This window comes from Pseudomonas sp. (assembly GCF_030683065.1).
Lineage (GTDB): Bacteria > Pseudomonadota > Gammaproteobacteria > Pseudomonadales > Pseudomonadaceae > Aquipseudomonas.
Genome location: NZ_JAUXMX010000034.1, coordinates 17781 through 38033, shown reverse-complemented (window position 1 = coordinate 38033; position 20253 = coordinate 17781). Strand labels below are relative to the sequence as shown.

Here is a 20253-nt window from a genome sequence, read left to right as displayed (position 1 = left end):
GCCGGCCGTTCCCAAGCACCGATTGGGCTCAACTACTCAATTGGCGCCCCCGGCATCCTCAACCTGCCACTGCGCCTTATCGGTAACGGTTACGCAGCGTTGCGGACTGCGCCGAGCTGCAGCGACGCATAGCCAAGCGCAGTAGTTTTTCAGTGGTCTGTTAATATGGCGGCCTTTCCGCTTGACGCCGCCCTGGAGCCGTAATGACTGCCCCCGCCCTGACCCTGACGCCCACCCTGGAACTCGCCTGCGAGCTGATTCGCCGCCCCTCCGTAACCCCGGTCGACGAAGGCTGTCAGGAACTGATGATGCGCCGCCTCGCTGCCCTGGGCTTCCAGATTGAAGCCATGCGCATCGAGGAAGTGGATAATTTCTGGGCCAGCCACGGCCAGCAGGACGGGCCGGTACTGTGCTTCGCCGGGCATACCGACGTGGTGCCGACCGGGCCGCTGCAGGCCTGGCAGCACCAACCGTTCGACGCCTTGATCGACGAACAGGGCATGCTCTGCGGACGTGGCGCCGCCGACATGAAAGGCAGCCTGGCGTCGATGATTATCGCCGTCGAGCGCTTTGTCGCCGAGTACCCGAAACACAAGGGCCGCATCGCCTTTCTGATCACCAGTGACGAAGAAGGCCCGGCCCAGCATGGCACCAGGGCAGTGGTCGAGCGCCTGCGCGCACGCAACGAGCGCCTGGACTGGTGCATCGTCGGCGAGCCGTCGAGCACCACCCTGGTGGGCGACGTGGTCAAGAACGGCCGCCGCGGCTCCCTTGGCTGCACCCTGACCGTGCGCGGCAAGCAGGGCCATGTGGCCTATCCGCACCTGGCCAGCAACCCGATTCACCTGGCCGCCCCGGCCCTGGCTGAACTGACCGTCGAGCACTGGGACGACGGCAACGCCTTCTTCCCGCCCACCAGCTTCCAGATTTCCAACCTTAACGCCGGCACCGGGGCGACCAACGTTATCCCTGGCGAACTGAAAGCGGTCTTCAACTTCCGCTTCTCCACCGAATCCACCGTCGAAGGCCTGCAGCAGCGCGTCGAGGCGATCCTCGGTAAGCACGGCCTGGACTACCACCTGGACTGGGCGCTGTCCGGCCTGCCGTTCCTCACCGAACCCGGCGCCCTGCTCGACGCGGTAGCCGCCAGCATCAAGAGCGTGACCGGTCGCGAAACCAAGCCATCGACCAGCGGTGGCACCTCCGACGGGCGCTTCATCGCCACCCTCGGCACCCAAGTCGTCGAACTCGGCCCGGTCAATGCCACCATTCACCAGATCAACGAGCGGGTACTGGCCAGTGATCTGGACGTACTGACCGAGATCTACTATCAAACCCTCGTCAAGCTGCTCGCCTGATGCTGACCTGCCCCCTCTGCCAAGGCGCCTTGAGCACCGCCGATAACGGCGTGATCTGCCCGGCCGGACATCGCTTCGACCGCGCACGCCAGGGCTACCTGAACCTGCTCCCGGTGCAGCACAAGAACAGTCGCGACCCTGGCGACAACGCCGCCATGGTCGACGCCCGCCGACGCTTTCTCGATGGTGGCCACTATGCGCCGCTGGCCAGGCGCCTGGCCGAACTTGCCAAGGGGTACGCACCCGCGCGCTGGCTGGATATCGGCTGCGGCGAGGGTTACTACACCGCACAGATTGGCAACGCCCTGCCCGCTGCGGACGGCTATGCCCTGGACATCTCTCGCGAGGCGATCAAGCGTGGCTGCAAGCGCTCGCCGCAGCTGACCTGGCTGGTCGCCAGCATGGCCCGGGTGCCGCTGAGCGATGCCAGTTGCCAACTGCTCGCCAGCGTCTTCAGCCCGCTCGACTGGCAAGAGGCCAAGCGCCTGCTCGCACCCGGCGGCGGCCTGCTGCGCATGGGGCCGACCCGCGAACACCTGATGGAACTGCGGCAAAAATTGTATGACGAAGTGCGCGATTACGATGATCAGAAGCACCTCGAACTGATCCCCGAAGGCATGCGCCTGGCCCACAGCGAAACCCTGACCTTCACGCTGCAGCTGGACAGCAGCGAGGCCCGCGCCGACCTGCTGGCCATGACGCCCCACGGCTGGCGCGCCAGCGCCGAACGGCGCGCCGCGGTGATCGCCGAACCTTTAGAGGTGACGGTTGCCATACGCTACGATTGGATCGAGCGCACAGGCCATTGAAAAACGACTGAGCTCGACCACACCGCGTTTTTATGCAAATGGCCTACCCAGCCCCCGAAAACAGAGAATTACCATGCGCCAACCAGATATCGAGATTTACCTAAAAGATGCCGACCACAATGCCATAGCAGCCTGGTTGAGCGAAGCACTCGGCGCTTGTACGCCTTGGCAGCAAAAAGGCCAGACTTTCAAGTGCCTGGCCGGCGATGTGTCGGTGACCTGGCTGCCGAAAGCTGTCGGCAAATGGCACAGCCTCTTCCTGGAAAGCGCTACCACCCCCTGGAATGACGACCTGGAGTGCGCCAACGCTGCTTTTGCCGCCCTTGGCGTCGAAGTGCGCTGCGCCCCCGGTAGCTGGCAGGAAGAAGAACACGACGAACAGGCAGACCGCTGGATGCGCATCAGCACAGACGGCGTCGAGGAAATCACCTGGCGCACGGGCTGAGTGAGCAACCCTGCGCGCTCATGCGCAATGCCATTCACGCAAGCCACGTGAACTGCGCACTGCAACGCCTGGTTTCTGGGTCAAAGGACCGCGCCGCGACAGCGCACGAAATGCTCACAAGCGCTGACCCAAGTCAGCCATAAAATGCTGCATCGGCCTAAACTGCGCGTAGCATTCATCAACTTACGCAGGAGTCGAGCCATGGATGAAGTCCACATCATGATCGCGCTGGTAGTCACTGGCTTTACGCTGCTGGTCATTGGCTTCAGCAACAGAAATCAAGAGTGGGGCGTGTGGCTGATCAGCCTTGGAATGCTGTCGATGTTCGCCCCCATCCTGCTGAAGGTGTATTGGGAACTGGCTTGAATGCCTGACCGGCAGCAGCCGCTATGACTGGTGCCAGCGGGCTGCTGCGTCCTGATCACTGCAGCGACCTTCGACCCAGCAAGAGCCCTCGGCCGTGTCTTCTTTTTTCCAGAACGGCGCACGCGTCTTCAGGTAATCCATGACGAAGGCGCAGGCATCGAATGCGGCCTGGCGATGGGCGCTGGTGGTGCCGACAAAGACGATAGGCTCGCCCGGTTCCAGGCGACCGATGCGGTGAATAACCTGCACGTTGAGCAGCGGCCAGCGCTGACCGGCCTCGAGTGCGATCTTGGCCAGGGACTTCTCGGTCATGCCCGGGAAGTGCTCGAGAAACATGCCACCGACCGCGCGGCCCTCGTTGAAATCGCGCACATAGCCGACAAAGCTGACCACCGCACCTACGCCCGCGTTCGCCGCATGCAGCGCATTGACTTCAACCCCCGGATCGAAGGGTTCGACCTGCACTCGAATGGTCATAGAAAATTGTCCTCAAAGCGTAGCGAGCGTGTGTGAGTTCGGGGCGGACGGAGCACAGAAACCGGAATGTACAGCTGTACATGAGGATTTCGAGCACCGCCCAACCCGAAATAACCCACGCGCAGTAGCTGTGAGGATAATTTTTCAGCCCCCAGTCACAGTCGGAAAGAACGCCACCTCATCGCCCTCCTCCAGCGGCTCGTCGAGGCTGCACAGCTCCTGATTGCGCGCACACATCAGGTTCTGCTCGGCCAACACGTGCCACACGCCGCCGCGGGCCAGCAGGTGCTGGCGCAGGTCATCAAGGGTAGTGAGCGCCTGGGTATCGCCCAGTTGCTCGCCATCCAGGCCCAGCGCTTCGCGGTAACGGGCAAAATACTGCACGCGTATCATTGATCGTCCTCGGCCTTGTAGTGGCCACTCTTACCGCCCAGCTTCTCCAGCAGGCGCACGCTTTCGATGACCATACCGCGGTCTACTGCCTTGCACATGTCATAGATGGTCAGGGCGGCGACGCTGGCGGCGGTCAGGGCTTCCATTTCGACCCCGGTCTGCCCGCTCAGCTTGCAGCGCGCGGTGATTTGGACGGCATCATCGCCGTGGGCGAGCAACTCGACCTTGACGCTGCTCAACATCAGCGAATGACAGAGCGGGATCAGATCGGCGGTCTTCTTGGCAGCCTGAATACCGGCGATACGCGCCACGGCAAACACGTCGCCCTTGGGATGCGCGCCGTCGACAATCATTTGCAGGGTCTGCGGGCGCATGCGCACCAGGGCTTGCGCGACAGCCTCACGGACCGTCAGCGCTTTATCGCTGACATCGACCATGGTGGCGTGACCTTGGGAATCGAGATGGGTTAGCACAGGTTTACTCCAGGCAGGGATCAGCCGATTGTAAACCCAGCAGTCAAGATATGGCAGCAGCACGCTGCAAGCCGGCCCACTGCGCATTCAACTCGCAGCCTGTGGCTTGCAGCGTGACTCCTCCTACATATGGGTTTCGGCGAATTCCGCCAGGATCGAACGCGGCACCCCTTGCAAGGTGATGTGCACGCCGTGGGGGAAGTCCTTGAAGCGCTCAGTGAGGTAGGTCAGGCCCGAGCTGGGCGCCGACAGGTAGGGTGTATCGATCTGCGCCAGGTTCCCCAGGCACACCACCTTAGAGCCGGTACCGGCACGGGTGATGATGGTCTTCATCTGGTGCGGGGTGAGGTTCTGGCACTCGTCGATCAGGATCAGGCTGTGCTGGAAGCTACGCCCGCGGATGTAGTTGAGGGATTTGAACTGCAACGGCACCTTTTGCAGGATGTAATCGACGCTGCCGTGGGTGTTCTCGTCGTCCATGTGCAGGGCTTCAAGGTTATCGGTGATGGCGCCGAGCCAGGGCTCCATCTTCTCCGCCTCGGTGCCGGGCAGAAAGCCGATCTCCTGATCCAGACCCTGCACGCTGCGGGTGGCGATAATCCTGCGGTAGCGCTTGCTGACCATGGTCTGCTCGATGGCCGCCGCCAGGGCCAGGATGGTCTTGCCCGAACCGGCGGCGCCGGACAGGTTGACCAGGTGAATATCCGGGTCGAGCAGGGCAAACAGCGCCAGCGCCTGGTGAATATCGCGTGGCCGCAGGCCCCATGCCTCCTGGTGCATCAAGGGTTCCTGATGCAGATCGAGGATCAGCAATTCATCGATCTGAATGCTCTTGATCCAGCCGACGAAACCCTGCTCGTCGATGATGAACTCGTTGATGTGCACCGCCGGCAGGTTGTCGATCAGTTGCACCCGGTGCCAGGTGCGGCCGTGGTCCTGACGGGTCTCGACCTTGCTCACCCGATCCCAGAAGGAACCGCTCATGCTGTGATAACCCTTGGACAGCAGCGACACATCATCGACCAGTTGGTCGGTGTGGTAGTCCTCCGAGTCGATACCGCAGGCGCGCGCCTTGAGGCGCATGTTGATGTCCTTGGTCACCAGCACCACGGACATATCCGGCCGACGGGCTTTCAGCTCGACCAGTTGGTTGATGATCTTGTTGTCGTTGAGATCCTCCGGCAGCCAGGTAATCGGCGAGGCGCTTTTGCTCATGAGAATCGAGAGGAAACCACAAGGCCCGCTCTTCTCGCGCTGGATCGCGACCCCATGCTCGACTTCCTCGGGTGTCGCGCTACCAAGGATCTTGTCGATCAAACGAATAGCCTGCCGGCACTCGGCGGCGACGCCCTGCTTGCCGGTTTTCAGCTTGTCCAACTCCTCCAGAACGGTCATCGGGATGGCGACGTGGTGTTCCTGAAAATTCAGCAGCGCATTCGGGTCATGAATCAACACATTGGTGTCGAGGGCGTAGAGGGTTGGAGCTGTGGGCTTGAAGCTTCCGTGGTCGTCCATACTCGGTCACCTTCTTATAGGAGCCAAGCGACGGAATGCCTGAGCAGCGTTCCGCCGCGGGGACCACCGCCTGCTCAGACGGGGCTGAGCAGTTGCAAGCGAGGTGAAGGGTCGCCACCTGTCTGCAGGGTTCGGCGGTCTGTCTTTTTAATACTCCAAAAATCATGACAGGCGAATGTTTTTTTTATTTCTCCCACGTTTATTTTTCACCTCGCCATATAGCGCTTGGCACGCTGCAAAGGCACCGTTAAAGTCAGAAGTCACACCCCTCGCACCCAGCAAAAAATTCCCGCCTCAGTCGCGCCATCACCGCTCGCCTTCGGCACAGCGATTGACTTCAATCGTCACGTGCACCAACTCACCAATCTTTGCCAGCCGGGCCTTGTAGCGATCCGCCGAGATGTCGCCATGGGTCACCACACTGGCAATACAGGCGTACTGCGCGCGACCAACCCGCCACAGGTGCAAATCAGCCAATTCGGTGTCTGCTTCCTGCGCCAACGCGCTATGCACACGGGCCACAATCGGGTTATCCATCTCCCGATCGAGCAGCACCTTGGCGGTCTCGAGCAACAGGCCTTTGGCCCATAGCGCGATGATCACCGCACCAATCACGCCCATCAGCGGATCGAGCCAGCTCCAACCCAATAGCAAGCCGCCAAGCAGTGCAATGATCGCCGCCACCGAGGTCAGCGCATCGGCCAGCACGTGGATAAAGGCGGCATGCCGATTGAGGTCGCGCCCCTTCGCCGACGTATCGTGATCGTGATCGTGATCGTGATCGTGATCGTGATCGTGATCGCCATGAGCATGGCCGTGCGCATGCTGGTCGCGCAGCAGCCAGGCTGACAGTAGATTGACCAGCAGACCGACCACCGCCACCCACAGCGCCACCTCGAAGGCAATCACTTGCGGCTGCCACAGCCGCCGCAGCGACTCGAACGCCAGCATCGCCACCACCACCAGCAACAGCAGCGCACTGGCGAAACCGGCCAGCACCTCGATCTTCCAGGTACCAAAGGCGAAGCGCGGATCGTGGGCATAACGCCGCGCCAGCAGATACGCCAGCGCTGTCAGGCCGATAGCCAGCATGTGCGAGGCCATGTGCCAGCCATCGGCGAGCAGGGCCATGGAGTTGTAGGCATAACCTGCCGTGATCTCCACCAGCATGGTCGCCCCGGTCAGCGCCGCCACCAGCCAGGCTTGACGCTCGGTGCGGGTTTCCAGCGGCCGGTAGTCGTGGTTAGGTTCCCAACGTGAATGATTGCAAGCGGTCATGGTGGCTCCTTGGAGGATTTGACCTGGGCAAACTACAAACCCCTGGCTCCACCAGGTCAAGCCCGAAGATTCTGTATCTATGTACAAGCCTTGCAGGGCGCAGAAACCGTAGGAGCGGGCCATGCCCGCGAAGCTTTTGCACGCGCGAAGCCCGGATGCAATCCTCGGCGATTGCAAAGGGCTTTGCCGGAACTGCGCAAGGCGTGCGCCTCAATCCGGGATCTACCCGGGCCGGCACACAAAACAATCCATCGTCTTAATAGCTAGAGCCGCGACCACCGCTCGGCCTAGAATCGCCCCCAGACTTTCAGGAGCAGACTTTATGCTGATGGTAATTTCCCCGGCCAAGACCCTCGATTACGAGACCGCGCCGGTGACCCCGCGTTATACCCAGCCCGAGCACCTCGATCACGCCCAGGACCTGATCGCCCAACTGCGCGACTTCACACCCATGCAGATTGCCGAACTGATGCACCTGTCAGACAAACTCGCCGGCCTGAATGCCGCACGCTTTGGCAGCTGGACGAAAGACTTCACTGCAGAAAACGCCAAGCAGGCGCTGCTGGCGTTCAAGGGAGATGTCTACACCGGCCTCAACGCCGTAGATTTCAGCGAAGCCGACTTCGACTTTGCCCAGGCACACCTGCGCATGCTCTCCGGCCTCTACGGCGTGCTGCGTCCGCTCGACCTGATGCAACCCTACCGCCTGGAAATGGGCACCAAGCTGGCCAACCCGCGCGGTAATAACCTCTACGACTTCTGGGGTGAGCGCATCAGCGGCTGGCTGAATGATGCCCTGGCCGCTCAGGGTGACGAGGTGCTTCTCAACCTGGCCTCCACCGAATACTTCAGTGCAGTGAAACGCAAGGCACTGCGCGCACGAATTATCGACATCGAGTTCAAGGACCTGAAAAACGGCCAGTACAAGATCATCAGTTTCTACGCCAAGAAAGCCCGCGGGCTGATGGCACGCTATGTGATCAAGGAGCGTGTGAGCGACCCGGAACAACTCAAGGCCTTCGATTATCAGGGCTACGCGTATTCGGCGGAGCACTCGAAAACCGACAAATTGGTGTTTCTACGCGACCTTGCGCACGACTGATTTTGCCTCCCCGCCGCACCGCCACGGGCCGCTCAGACGGCCCGCCGGCACCCTCTCCAGCGATAATAAAATACTGGCATAAACAGCCAGGTTAATTAATTACACCTGTCACATTGAACTTTCCCAGCACTTAATACACCGCGCAGGCAGTACAAATCCGCAATTATAAATTGCTATCAACGTTCAACTAACCGCCACCACAGCAATAGCATCATCTCCGTCGAAAAGAGGACGAACGGTAGGAACTATAGGAAAAATCGCACACTCTTACCGACGTAACATATTAATTCAGATAACTTCACATGGACCAAGCCTGCCAGTAATTGCCAGGTATAAGTGCACCGCGTTACTTCTCTCACATACATACTCCCGCCCCATTACCGGAGAATTATTCAGCGCCCTCAATGACCCGCCGAGAGCCACTAGCTAGAGCCTCCAGGGCCAGCAGCTCAGCAGCACAGGGCACGTTTCATAGTACAGACCCAACTCAGGCCTCCCCTGCGGACGCCAGATATTCCTTATACCTGCCTTAATTCAGCCGCCCGCCGGCCTGAGTTAAATGAACGACTGTGGCCAATAAGCCACTATTAAATTGCGTAATAAACGGACGAGGCAATACGATGCGAATCAGTATTTTTGGTTTGGGCTATGTGGGCGCCGTGTGTGCCGGTTGTTTATCGGCGCGCGGCCATGATGTGGTCGGCGTTGATATATCAGCCAACAAGATCGAGCTGATCAATAATGGCAAATCGCCAATAGTCGAACCCGGCTTGGAAGTATTACTGCAACAGGGCCTGAACTCTGGTCACCTGCGCGGCACCACCGATGTTGCCGATGCTATTCGTGATACCGAGGTTTCATTTATCTGCGTCGGGACGCCGAGCAAAAAGAACGGCGACCTGGCGCTGGATTACATCGAAGGTGTGTGCCGCGAAATCGGCTTCGCCATGCGCAACAAGCCTGAACGCCACACCGTAGTCGTGCGCAGTACCGTATTGCCAGGCACCGTAAAGAACGTGGTGATTCCGATCCTCGAAGACTGCTCGGGCAAGAAAGCCGGGATCGATTTCGGCGTGGCGGTGAACCCCGAGTTCCTGCGCGAAAGCACCGCGATCCAGGACTACGACTTCCCGCCGATGACCGTGATCGGCGAGTTCGACAGCGCCTCGGGCGATCTGCTGGAAAGCATCTACAGAGAACTCGACGCACCAGTGATCCGCAAGGACATCGATGTCGCCGAGATGATCAAGTACACCTGCAACGTCTGGCACGCCACCAAGGTGACCTTCGCCAACGAAATCGGCAACATCGCCAAGGCGGTGGGGGTCGATGGCCGCGAGGTGATGGACGTGATCTGCCAGGATCACAAGCTCAACCTGTCCAAGTACTACATGAAGCCCGGCTTCGCCTTCGGTGGCTCGTGCCTGCCGAAAGACGTGCGCGCCCTGTCCTACCGTGCCGGCGCCCTGGACGTCGAAGCACCGCTGATCGGTGCGTTGATGCGCAGCAACGTGGTGCAGGTGCAGAACGCCTTCGACATCATCGCCAGCTACAACAAACGCAAAGTCGCCCTGCTCGGCTTGAGCTTCAAGTCCGGCACCGACGACCTGCGCGAAAGCCCGCTGGTAGAGCTGGCCGAGATGCTGATCGGCAAGGGCTTCGAGCTGAGCATCTACGACAGCAACGTCGAATATGCCCGCGTCTACGGCGCCAACAAGGAATACATCGAATCGAAAATCCCGCATGTCTCCTCGCTGCTCAACAACGACTTCGACACGGTAGTCGATAACGCCGAGATCATCGTCTTAGGCAATGGCGATGCGCGCTTCGCGCCCCTGGCGCAACAGGCCCTCGACGGCAAGCACGTGGTCGATCTGGTCGGTTTCATGCCCACCGCCTCGCGCAGCGGTTCCGAAGGTATCTGCTGGTAATCCCAGCCTGCGACAGGCCGCTGAACACACGCGGTAGTTGTTCAACGGCCTGTCGGCCAGTTGGGCCGAGCCCCGGGCGCGCGAGCAGCCCCTCGCCCAAGATCCCTCCGGCGTACACGATGGATATGCATATGCAAGCAAGCACGCTAAAAACCGTCCTACTGGAAGCCGCAGGGTGGCTGTTCTACCTATCACTGCTGATGTTGCTCGCATTGCTGCTGCCCAGGAGTGTGTTCGACCCCGAGTCGCGCGACTACCTCCTGTTGATCGGCGCAGTGGGCATCTGGCGTTATTCCATGGGCGCCGTGCACTTTGTGCGCGGCATCCTGTTCCTTTACGTGGTGTACCCCTATTACCGCCGCAAGGTGAAAAAAATCGGCAAGGACGCCGACCCTTCTCAGGTGTTTCTGCTGGTCACCAGCTTCCGCATCGACGCGTTGACCACCGCCCAGGTGTACCGCTCGGTGATTCGCGAGGCGATTGACTGCGGTTTCCCGACGACGGTGGTGTGTTCCATCGTCGAGCTGTCCGATGAGCTGCTGGTGAAAAACCTCTGGACCCGGATGAACCCGCCAGAGCACGTCACGCTGGACTTCGTGCGCATTCCCGGTACCGGCAAGCGCGACGGCCTGGCTTACGGCTTTCGCGCCATTTCCCGGCAAATGCCGAATGCAGACGCGGTAGTGGCGGTGATCGATGGCGACACCGTGCTCGGTGAGGGCGTGGTGCGCAAGACAGTGCCCTGGTTCAAGCTGTTCCCGAATGTCGGCGGCCTGACCACCAACGAGTTCTGCGAAGTACGCGGCGGCTACATCATGAGCGAGTGGCACCAGCTGCGCTTCGCCCAGCGCCACCTCAACATGTGCTCGATGGCACTGAGCAAGCGCGTGCTGACCATGACCGGACGCATGTCGGTGTTCCGCGCCGAAGTGGTCACCAACCCGGTGTTTATCGCCGATGTGGAAAGCGATCACCTCGACCATTGGCGCCTGGGGCGTTTCCAGTTCCTTACCGGTGACGACAAGTCGAGCTGGTTCAGCCTGATGAGCCTGGGCTACGACACTTTCTACGTGCCGGATGCGTCGATCAATACGGTCGAGCACCCGCCGGAGAAAAGCTTCATCAAGGCCAGCCGCAAGCTGATGTTCCGCTGGTACGGCAACAACCTGCGGCAGAACGCCCGCGCCCTGCGTCTGGGCACGCGCCGCCTCGGCTGGTTTACCAGCGTGGTGCTGTTCGACCAGCGCGTGTCGATGTGGACCAGCCTGCTCGGCCTGAGCGTGGCGCTTCTCGCCAGCATCAAATACGGCGCCGGCATCCTCATCGCCTACCTGCTGTGGATCGGCCTGACCCGCCTGGTGCTGACCCTGTTGCTCAGCGTGACCGGCCACCGCATCGGCCCGGCTTACCCGGTGATTCTCTATTACAACCAGATCGTCGGCGCGATGGTGAAGGTCTACGTGTTCTTCCGCCTCGACCAGCAGTCCTGGACCCGCCAGCCGACCAAACTCGATCGCGGCCTGTTGAGCTTCCAGCGCTGGTTCAACACCTGGTCTTCGCGCTCCATGACTTTTGCTGCTGCCAGCGTCTTTATCGCCACGCTTCTGGCGTTGCTGTGACCGGAACTCGACCGGCCCCCTTTTCGAACAGGAAATTGCAACCATGAATACAGCTGTCAACGTCAATGTGGTCCATGAATCGGAAGCCCAGCGGCAACACGCGCGGGTCAAAATCCCGGCCGTGCTGCGCTACCTGACGAAAAACCGCGAACGCGTCGACCTGCCTATCGGCGACATCTCGGCCGGTGGTTTCTGCTTCAGCGCCGGCAAGGAGCAGGTAAAGGTCGGCGACTTTCATAAAGGCCGCTTGCAGTTCAAGTTGGACAGCCTCGACCTGGGCGTCGACATCGAGTTCCAGGTGCGTTCGGTGAATGCCGATGACGGACGCGTGGGCTGCCAGTTCCATAACATCAAGCCACGCGAGCAGGCCACCCTGCGCTACCTGATCAGTGCCTTCCTCGGCGGCGAACTGGTCAGCGCCGGCGACCTGTTGAGCACCTTGCAGCGGGAAAACTTCACCAAGGCACGCAAGAACGGTGCGGGCGGCACCGGCATGGGTGTATTCGGCCGTTTCAAGGCCGTGACCTTCAGCCTGGCGATCTTCCTGGTTGGGTTGGCCGCCTTCGGCTTTATCTTCAAGTCGATCTACGGCATCTACTTCGTCACCCATGCCCAATCGGCCCAGGTCAACGTACCCAGCCTGCAGGTGACCATGCCGCGCGAAGGCATGGTGAATAGCCTGCTTGGCCCGGACGCCATGGTCGAGAAAGGTGCGCCCATCGCCTCCTTCTCCGCCAGCATGCTGGAGATGCTCAAGGGTCACCTGACCGACGAGCAACTGTCGCCAGCGAACGTCGAAGCGCTGTTCGGCAAACAAATGAAGGGCACCCTGACCAGCCCGTGCGACTGCAAGGTGGCCCGCCAGTTGGTGGCCGACGGCCAGTTCGCCGCCAAAGGCGATGTGATCTTCGAACTGGTGCCGCAAAACACCAAGGCCACGGTGCTGGCCAGCTTCCCCTATCGCAACTTCGCCCAGGCGCGCCCGGGTAGCCGTGCCAGCTTCTGGGTGGCCGGCGAAGACACGCCGCGCTACGGCAAGATCGTCAGCAGCAGCCTGCATGAAGGCGGCCTGTCAGCGGACATCCGCGTGATCATCGAGCCGGAACAGAGCCTCAACAGCAGCCTCGCCGGCCAGCCGGTCGAAGTCATCCTCGACCGTGGCCCGTCGTTCGACTGGCTGATCGACAAAGCCCTGGCGAAAGGTCTCTGAGGAGGACGCAGTAATGGCAACTAAAGCCCCCTGCCGCATGCATACCGCACCTCTGCTGGCGCTCGCCCTGGCTGTAAGCCTCGCCGGTTGCGCCGGGCTGCCGGACGAGCGCCTGGCCGCCGAAGCATTGAAACGCGGCGACACCAGCACCGCGGAGCAGAACTACCGCCAATTGGCAGAGTTGGGCTACGTCAATGCGCAGGTCGGCCTGGCCGATCTGCAAGTAGCCGGTGGCACGCCGCAAGACCTGGAAAAGGCCGAGCAGACCTACCGCCTGGCTCTCGATGAGTCACCGCGGGCCAAGGCACGCCTGGGCAAATTGCTCGCGCGCAAAGTGGACGCCAGCCAGGCCGAGCGCCGTGAAGCGGGCGAGTTGCTGAATGACGCCTTCACCGCGGGTGAACCGAGCAGCCTGCTGCCGCTGGTCATGCTCTACCTGCAATACCCACAGGATTTCCCCGGTATGAACGTGCAAAAACGCATCGCCACCTGGCGCCAGCAAGGCCATACCCAGGCCGACCTGGCACAAATCCTCCTCTATCGCACCCAGGGCAACTACGACCAGCACCTGGATGAAATCGAGCAGATCTGCCAAGGCCTGATTGCCGAAGCCGATGTCTGCTACATCGAACTGGCCACCGTGTACCAGAAGCAAGGCCAGGCCGACAAACAGAAAGCCCTGCTGCAACGCCTGATGAGCGGCTACCGCAGCGCTTCCGTGGCCCCGCAACGGGTGGATGCCGTTGCCCGGGTGCTGGCCGACGCCGAACTGGGCACCCCTGACGAAGGCAAGGCCCAGGAACTGCTCGAAGTCATCGCCCCGTCCTACCCGGCCGCCTGGGTCAGCCTGGCGCGCCTGCTCTATGACTACCCGGGGCTGGGCGACATCGAGACCATGATGGGCTACCTCGACAACGGCCGCGCCGCAGCCCTGCCACGCGCCGAACTGTTGCTCGGCCGGCTCTACTACGAAGGCAAACTGGTAGCGCAGGATCCGCAGAAAGCCGAAGAACATCTGCGCAAGGCCGCGCCCAGCGAGCCCAGCGCCAACTATTTCCTCGGCCAGCTCTACATCCGTGGCTACCTCGGCGATATCTACCCGCAGAAAGCCCTGGATCACCTGCTCAGCGCCGCCCGTAACGGCCAGATCAATGCCGACTTCGCCCTCGCGCAGATGTACTCGCAAGGCAAGGGCGTAACACCCGACCCGGTCAACGCCTTCGTCTTCAGCCAACTGGCGCTGCCGAAGGAAACCCCGCAGGCCACCGAGCTGGCCCGCCTGATCGAACAACAGCTGCAACCGGCTCAACGCAGCCAGGCCGAGCAACTGCTGCGCGATGAGCGTCAGGTGCGCGGCAACGCCTTGCAAGAGCACGCCTCGCTACAGGCGCAAAACCAATGAACAAGGACTACGCGATGAAACTCAACAGGATCACCGCAGGCCTGGGCCTGAGTGTGTCATTACTCTCCGCCAGCTCGGTTTGGGCGGTGCAGATGAGCGACGACAACTTCGGTCTCGACATCAAGATTACCGCGCAATCGGAAGATGACCGCGACCTCGGCACCCGCGACGGTGGCGACGTCAACGGTATCGGTGTCGACCTGCGCCCCTGGCTGTATGGCCAGCGTGGTGACTGGAGTGCCTTCGCCATGGGCCAGGCGGTGGTCGCCAGCGACATTATCGAGACCGACACCCTGGCGGCGTCCGACGTCGACCTGGCCAGCGATGCGCCGGCAGACGACGGCCGCGATCGGAAGAAGAACTACCTGGCCCTGCGCGAATTCTGGGTCGGCTACGCCGGCCTCACCGACTACCCCGGCGAGCACCTGCGCCTGGGCCGCCAACGCCTGCACAACGATGACGGGCAATGGCGCGATACCAATATCGAAGCGCTGAACTGGACCTTCGACACCACCCTGCTGCGCGCCAGCCTGGGTACAGCCCAGCGCTTCAGCGAGTACCGCACCGACCTCGACGAACTGGCCGCGGAAGATGAAGACCGCCTGCATCTGTTCGGCGATGTCGCGACCCAGTGGCGTCCGGGCCATTGGGCTGGCCTCAACGCCCATCACTCTGACGATAACGGCAAGCTGGCCAATCCCGGCCAGCCAATCGACGCCCTGGACAAACGCGCCACCGGCAAACTGACCTGGCTCGGCGTGCAAGCCCACAGCGACGCCTACAACTTCCGTAACCAGAAGCCGGTCAATTACTGGGCCAGCCTCACCTCGCTGACCGGTGACCGCGAAGACCTGACGCGCGGCATCGACAACGGCCAGGAAATCGCCACCGGCAAGAACAGCGACAACGTCAGCGCCTGGGCCACCGACCTGGGTGTGCGCTTTCGCCTGGACCCCAACTGGCAAGTCGGCGGCGCCTACGCACGGGGCAGCGCTAGCGGCGATGACGCCGGCAACGGCACGGGCAACTATCGCCAGACCGGCCTGCAAAGCAACCGTTCCACCTTCACCGGCACCCGCGCCAGCGTGCATCGCTATGGCGAGGCCTTCCGCGGCGAACTGAACAACCTGCAGTCAGCCACCCTGTTCGGCTCCTGGCAGATGGCCGAGGACTATGACGCCAGCCTGGTCTACCACAAATTCTGGCGGGTCGATGACCGCCAGCAGATCGGCAGAAGCGGGATCAACGCCCGCATCGATGACCCGCTCTCGGACAATGTCCCGGCACCCCAGGTTGCCCTGATTGATGGCGAGAAAGACCTCGGCCAGGAGCTGGATCTGGTGGTCACCAAGTACTTCAAGCAGGGCCTGCTGCCTGCCGCGATGAGCGAGGCGATTGACGAGCCGGCAGCCTTGGTGCGTTTCCGAGGTGGCGTGTTCATGCCCGGCGATGCCTACGGCAGCGACACCGACTCGGTGATGCATCGCGCCTTCGTCGACGTTATCTGGAAGTACTGAGAGTTTGTGAAAAACCTCTCGCCTACTGCGACCGTCTCCAGCCACCCGCTGCTGACGTTGCGCTAACGCCTGGAGCCGATCTCGCGACGGCGCTCGATATTTTCACAAGCTCTGAGGACAACGCCATGAAGCAACGACCAGGCAAACTCAAACAAGGCTGTGCAGTAGGCCTGCTGTGCAGCGGCCTACTGCTCGGCGCGCTGCAATTGGCAGCGCCTTGGGTGCACGCGGCGCAAGTGCTCGACAGCCCTGATGTTTCGGCTAAGCAGGCACTCAAGGAAACCAGCAACTACACAGTAACCAGCGTACCTCCCGAGCTGTTGCATCTGGATGAACCTACCCTGCCCGACCTCAGCGGCTACACCGCTGCCGCCGTCGAGGCCAAGATCCAGCGTGCGCCCGGCGGCAAAGTCGTGGTGCGGCGCATGGTGCAACAGGACGCGCTGAAGGACTTCGTCGGCGGCAACGAACGCCTGCGCGAATGGGTCAAGCGGCAAAACGGCATGCCCCATGCGATCTTTATCGAAGGCGGCTATGTGACGCCCAAGGACCTGGCCCGCAGCCTGCCGGACAATCAGTTCAGCGAGGTCGAGCCGGGCGTCTACCTGGCGCGCCTGCCGATCGTCGTGGCCGAGGGTGCCACCCTGCACGTGGGCAAGGACACCAAGGAACTGCGCCTGTCCCAGGAGCGCGGCAGCTTTATGGTCAACGACGGCCAGCTGTTTTTCACCGACACCAAACTCACCGCCTGGCGCGAGGCGGACGACGGCCCGGCCAGCTTCCGCAAGGGCAGCGAGTTCCGCCCGTTCCTGGTGTCCTGGGGCGGCAGTGAGCTGTACATCTCAGGCAGCGTATTCACCAGCCTGGGCTACAGCAACAGCAAATCCTATGGCGTCAGCATCACCCAATACACCCCTGGCATGCAGGAGCGCCTCAAACGTGCGGAACCTACCGGTTGGTTGATCGACTCGGAGTTCGTCGACCACTGGTACGGCTTCTACTGCTACGAAGCCGAGAACGTTGTGATCAAGGGCAATACCTACCGCGACAACATCGTCTACGGCATCGACCCGCATGACCGTTCCCACGGCTTGATCATCGCCGAGAACACGGTGCACGGGACCAAGCAGAAGCACGGCATCATCATTTCCCGCGAGGTCGACGACAGCTGGATCATCAACAACAAGAGCTACGACAACAAGCTCTCGGGCATCGTCCTCGACCGTAACAGCGTGCGCAATCTGGTGGCCTACAACGAGGTGTACCAGAACCAAAGCGACGGCATCACCATCTACGAGAGCTCGGACAACCTGCTGTGGGGCAACCGGGTGTTGAACAACGCCCGCCACGGTATTCGCCTGCGCAACAGCACCAACATTCGCCTGTACGAAAACATCTCGGCGGCCAACGGCCTGACGGGTGTGTACGGCCACATCAAGGATCTCGCCGACACCGACCGCAACATCGAACTCGACCCCTTCGACACCGAAGTATCGATGATCGTGGTTGGAGGCAAGCTTGCCGCCAACGGCTCCAGCCCCCTGAACATCGACTCGCCGCTGTCGGTCGAGCTGTACCGCGTAGAAATGCTCGCGCCGAGCAAGAGCACCGGCATCAGCTTCGCCGGCATCCTCGGTGAGCGCCAGGATGAAATTCTCGACCTGATGGTGCGCCGCAAACTCGCCGTACTCATCGACCCGGTCGAGAGTCAGGCCGAACTCCAGGATTGAGGAAATACAACGTGATCAAACGCCACTTCAATTTCCGCCAACTGGCCCTTGCCAGCGCCCTGCTGGGCGCTGCGGGTAGCGCCATGGCCGCACCGCAGTACCAGGTGCAGCGAGTCGGGCCACTGTGTCCGATCGCCCAGGACCCGAGCCAGTACGACACCAAGTACCTGAGCTTCTTCACCGCGCTGGTGCAGGGCCAAGGCGATTGGCTGTTCCGTAGCGGCAACGACCTGCGCAGCGACTTTGGCACCACGCCCGCCGGTTACCGCCAGTTCAAACGCCTGCGCGACACCCTCAAGCGCAAAGGTATCGAGCTGATGGTGGTCTATCAGCCGACCCGCGGCCTGGTTAACCGTCAGCAGCTGACCGCGCACGAGAAAGCCAACTTCAACTTCGCGCTGGCCAAGCAGAATTACCTGAAAGCCATTGCCGATTTCCGCAAGACCGGAATCTGGGTCACCGACCTGTCGCCGCTGTTCGACGAACAGAACGACGTGGACACGGCCTACTACTTCAAGGCCGACCACCACTGGACGCCGGCCGGGGCCGCGCGCACCGCAGAACTGGTGGCTGAAACCCTGAAGCAAATGCCCGGTTTCGACGAGGCGCCGAAGAAGGAATTCGCCAGCACGGTGACTGGCCTGCTAGGCAAGGCCGGCACCCTGCACAAAACCGCGGCGGGCTTCTGCGGCACCAGCTATGCCACCCAGTATGTCGAGCGCTACGAGACCGAACCGGTGGGCGAAGCCGATAGCGCCAGCCTGTTCGGCGACGAGGCTGACCCGAAGATCGCCTTGGTCGGCACCAGCAACAGCGGCGCAGCCTACAACTTTGCCGGTTTCCTGCAGCAATACAGTGGCGTCGAAGTGCTCAACAGGTCGGTCACCGGTGGTGGCTTCGACAGCGCCCTGCTGCAATACATGACCAGCCGGGAATTCCACGAAAACCCGCCGAAGATTCTCATTTGGGAGTTCGCCACCCATTACGACCTGGCGCAAGCCAGCTTCTACCGTCAGGCCGTGCCGCTGGTGAACAACGGCTGCGAGGGCCGGCCGGCGGTGATGAACAACACAGTCACCCTCAAGCCAGGCTCCAACCAGGTTCTGGTCAACGGTGAGAACCAGCCACTGCTGGATCTTCGCGGTGGCGACTACCAGGTCGACCTGACCTTCAGCGACCCCGGCGTACACAAGTCCCAAGCCACCCTCTGGTACCTCACCGGGCGCCGCGAGAACTTCAAAATCGAACAGAGCGACCGTGCAGCTACCGGTGGACGCTATGTCTTCGAACTGCGCAACGAAGCCGATTGGACCGACCTCAATTTGCTCGCCCTGGACATCCATAGCCCGGAAGACATGCCGGCAAATCTCAGCGTCGAAGCAACCCTGTGCAAACGCCCCGGCGCTGACGACAAAGCCCTCACGGCGCAAGCCCAGTGAAGGTCATAGGAGGCACGATGAAACGCCCCACGTGGATACTCGCACCCTGCCTGCTCGGCGCGGCGTTGCTCGCCCAGCCAGCATTCGCTGCCAGCCTGGTGCCGCCGGCTGGCTACTTCGCAGCGGTGGTCGATGCCGACAAGAAGCCGCGCAGTTGCGCGGCGCCACCCAAGCCCTACACCGCCAAGCTGGAATTTCGCAGCAAGTACGAAGGCTCGGGCAAGGCCCGCGCCACCCTCAATAAAGCCTCCGAAAAAGCCTTTCGCGATGCCACCGCGGACATCACCGAACTGGAGCGCGGCGTGAACCGGCAGGTGATGCGCTACATGCGCGAGGGCGACCCTCAGCAACTGGAATGCGCGCTGAGCTGGATGGGCACCTGGGCCCAGGCCAATGCCCTGCTCAGCGAGGAATACAACCACACCGGCAAGTCGATCCGTAAATGGGCCCTGGGCAGTCTGTCCTCCTCCTACCTGCGCCTGAAGTTCTCTGAATCGCAGCCGCTGGCGGCCTACCCACGGCAAGCGCAGCTGATCGAATCCTGGTTCGAGAAACTCGCCGATCACACGGTGCACGACTGGAGCGATCTGCCGCTGAAAAAAATCAACAACCACAGCTACTGGTCCGCCTGGTCGGTGATGGCCACGGCCATCGCCACCGATCGCCGCGACCTGTTCGACTGGGCCGTGACGCAGTTCCGCGTGGGCGCCAATCAGGTCGACGCCGACGGTTTCCTGCCCAACGAACTGAAACGCAGCCAACGCGCCCTGGCCTACCACAACTACAGCCTGCCGCCCCTGGCGATGATTGCCGCCTTCGCCCAAGCCAACGGCGTCGACCTGCGCCCGGAAAACCAAGGCGCGCTGCAACGCCTGGGGCAAAAGGTGCTGGACGGGGTCAACGAGCAGGACGCCTTCGCCCGTAAAACCGGCGAACAACAGGACATGGCGGAACTGAAGAAACACACCAAGTTCGCCTGGCTGGCGCCCTATTGCACGCTCTATACCTGCTCGGCGGATACCGAGGAACTCAAACGGAAAATGGGCCCGTTCAACACCTTCCGCCTCGGCGGCGACGTGAGCCAGCTGTTCGACCCGCAGAAGCCGAACGGCGACAGCTGAGGATGGTTGCTCGGCGCGTCTGCTTGCTTACTTAGGAGCACTTCGATGGGTATCGCTTCGCTCAACCC

18 protein-coding genes and 1 other RNA gene are annotated in these 20253 nt (G+C 61.6%); 13 read left to right on the top strand and 6 right to left on the bottom strand.

Annotated elements, in window-relative coordinates; translation table 11 throughout:
* Nucleotides 1-203 precede the first annotated feature (203 nt).
* The 4 genes from dapE to Q8K09_RS11460 all read left to right on the top strand — a co-directional run bounded on the left by dapE (nucleotide 204) and on the right by Q8K09_RS11460 (nucleotide 2978).
* Entirely contained in the window at nucleotides 204-1358 is a 1155-nt protein-coding gene (gene dapE, locus Q8K09_RS11475) for a succinyl-diaminopimelate desuccinylase (protein WP_305255104.1), read from the top strand.
* Nucleotides 1358-2167, top strand: a complete 810-nt coding sequence (locus tag Q8K09_RS11470) for a putative RNA methyltransferase (protein WP_305255103.1) — start codon at nucleotides 1358-1360, stop codon at nucleotides 2165-2167. Before dapE ends, Q8K09_RS11470 begins: the two co-directional genes overlap by 1 nt.
* Nucleotides 2168-2240: 73 nt before the next feature.
* The gene (locus Q8K09_RS11465) at nucleotides 2241-2612 is read left to right on the top strand and encodes a hypothetical protein (protein WP_305255102.1); all 372 of its coding nucleotides are present in this window, start codon (nucleotides 2241-2243) and stop codon (nucleotides 2610-2612) included.
* 201 nt (nucleotides 2613-2813) lie between these two features.
* On the top strand, nucleotides 2814-2978 hold the full coding sequence (locus tag Q8K09_RS11460) for a hypothetical protein (protein ID WP_305255101.1): 165 nt from the start codon (nucleotides 2814-2816) through the stop codon (nucleotides 2976-2978).
* Nucleotides 2979-2999: 21 nt separating this feature from the next.
* On the opposite strand, the gene moaE is transcribed toward Q8K09_RS11460, so the two are convergent.
* The 6 genes from moaE to dmeF form a co-directional block, all read right to left on the bottom strand.
* Nucleotides 3000-3455, bottom strand: a complete 456-nt coding sequence (gene moaE / locus Q8K09_RS11455) for a molybdopterin synthase catalytic subunit MoaE (RefSeq protein WP_305255100.1) — start codon at nucleotides 3453-3455, stop codon at nucleotides 3000-3002.
* 7 nt (nucleotides 3456-3462) lie between these two features.
* Nucleotides 3463-3537: non-coding RNA, sX9 sRNA (locus tag Q8K09_RS11450), on the bottom strand.
* Between the two features lie 62 nt (nucleotides 3538-3599).
* Complete coding sequence (locus Q8K09_RS11445) at nucleotides 3600-3848, bottom strand: MoaD/ThiS family protein (protein ID WP_305255099.1); 249 nt, start codon at nucleotides 3846-3848, stop codon at nucleotides 3600-3602.
* Nucleotides 3845-4321, bottom strand: a complete 477-nt coding sequence (gene moaC, locus Q8K09_RS11440; protein WP_305255098.1) for a cyclic pyranopterin monophosphate synthase MoaC — start codon at nucleotides 4319-4321, stop codon at nucleotides 3845-3847. Before moaC ends, Q8K09_RS11445 begins: the two co-directional genes overlap by 4 nt.
* A gap of 123 nt (nucleotides 4322-4444) precedes the next feature.
* Entirely contained in the window at nucleotides 4445-5836 is a 1392-nt protein-coding gene (locus Q8K09_RS11435; RefSeq protein WP_305255097.1) for a PhoH family protein, read from the bottom strand.
* 306 nt (nucleotides 5837-6142) lie between these two features.
* On the bottom strand, nucleotides 6143-7114 hold the full coding sequence (dmeF, locus tag Q8K09_RS11430) for a CDF family Co(II)/Ni(II) efflux transporter DmeF (protein WP_305255096.1): 972 nt from the start codon (nucleotides 7112-7114) through the stop codon (nucleotides 6143-6145).
* Nucleotides 7115-7436: 322 nt separating this feature from the next.
* Here dmeF and yaaA point away from each other — a divergent pair, with 322 nt between their 5' ends.
* The 9 genes from yaaA to Q8K09_RS11385 all read left to right on the top strand — a co-directional run bounded on the left by yaaA (nucleotide 7437) and on the right by Q8K09_RS11385 (nucleotide 20185).
* On the top strand, nucleotides 7437-8216 hold the full coding sequence (yaaA, locus tag Q8K09_RS11425; RefSeq protein ID WP_305255095.1) for a peroxide stress protein YaaA: 780 nt from the start codon (nucleotides 7437-7439) through the stop codon (nucleotides 8214-8216).
* 620 nt (nucleotides 8217-8836) lie between these two features.
* Nucleotides 8837-10147 carry a nucleotide sugar dehydrogenase gene (locus Q8K09_RS11420; protein WP_305255094.1) on the top strand — a complete coding sequence of 437 codons (1311 nt, stop codon included), beginning with the start codon at nucleotides 8837-8839 and terminating at the stop codon, nucleotides 10145-10147.
* Between the two features lie 131 nt (nucleotides 10148-10278).
* The gene (alg8, locus tag Q8K09_RS11415) at nucleotides 10279-11766 is read left to right on the top strand and encodes a mannuronan synthase (protein WP_305255093.1); all 1488 of its coding nucleotides are present in this window, start codon (nucleotides 10279-10281) and stop codon (nucleotides 11764-11766) included.
* A gap of 43 nt (nucleotides 11767-11809) precedes the next feature.
* Nucleotides 11810-12976 carry an alginate biosynthesis protein Alg44 gene (locus Q8K09_RS11410; protein WP_305255092.1) on the top strand — a complete coding sequence of 389 codons (1167 nt, stop codon included), beginning with the start codon at nucleotides 11810-11812 and terminating at the stop codon, nucleotides 12974-12976.
* Nucleotides 12977-12989: 13 nt separating this feature from the next.
* On the top strand, nucleotides 12990-14378 hold the full coding sequence (gene algK / locus Q8K09_RS11405) for an alginate biosynthesis TPR repeat lipoprotein AlgK (protein ID WP_305255091.1): 1389 nt from the start codon (nucleotides 12990-12992) through the stop codon (nucleotides 14376-14378).
* Nucleotides 14375-15895, top strand: a complete 1521-nt coding sequence (locus Q8K09_RS11400; RefSeq protein ID WP_370869513.1) for an alginate export family protein — start codon at nucleotides 14375-14377, stop codon at nucleotides 15893-15895. Before algK ends, Q8K09_RS11400 begins: the two co-directional genes overlap by 4 nt.
* A gap of 125 nt (nucleotides 15896-16020) precedes the next feature.
* Nucleotides 16021-17625 carry a mannuronan 5-epimerase AlgG gene (algG, locus tag Q8K09_RS11395; protein ID WP_305255090.1) on the top strand — a complete coding sequence of 535 codons (1605 nt, stop codon included), beginning with the start codon at nucleotides 16021-16023 and terminating at the stop codon, nucleotides 17623-17625.
* Between the two features lie 11 nt (nucleotides 17626-17636).
* Nucleotides 17637-19064: an alginate O-acetyltransferase gene (locus Q8K09_RS11390; protein ID WP_370869512.1), complete on the top strand. Its 1428-nt coding sequence runs from the start codon at nucleotides 17637-17639 to the stop codon at nucleotides 19062-19064.
* A gap of 17 nt (nucleotides 19065-19081) precedes the next feature.
* A complete protein-coding gene (locus Q8K09_RS11385; protein ID WP_305255089.1) occupies nucleotides 19082-20185 on the top strand; it encodes a mannuronate-specific alginate lyase in 1104 nt (367 codons plus the stop codon).
* The last annotated feature ends 68 nt before the right edge of the window (nucleotides 20186-20253 follow it).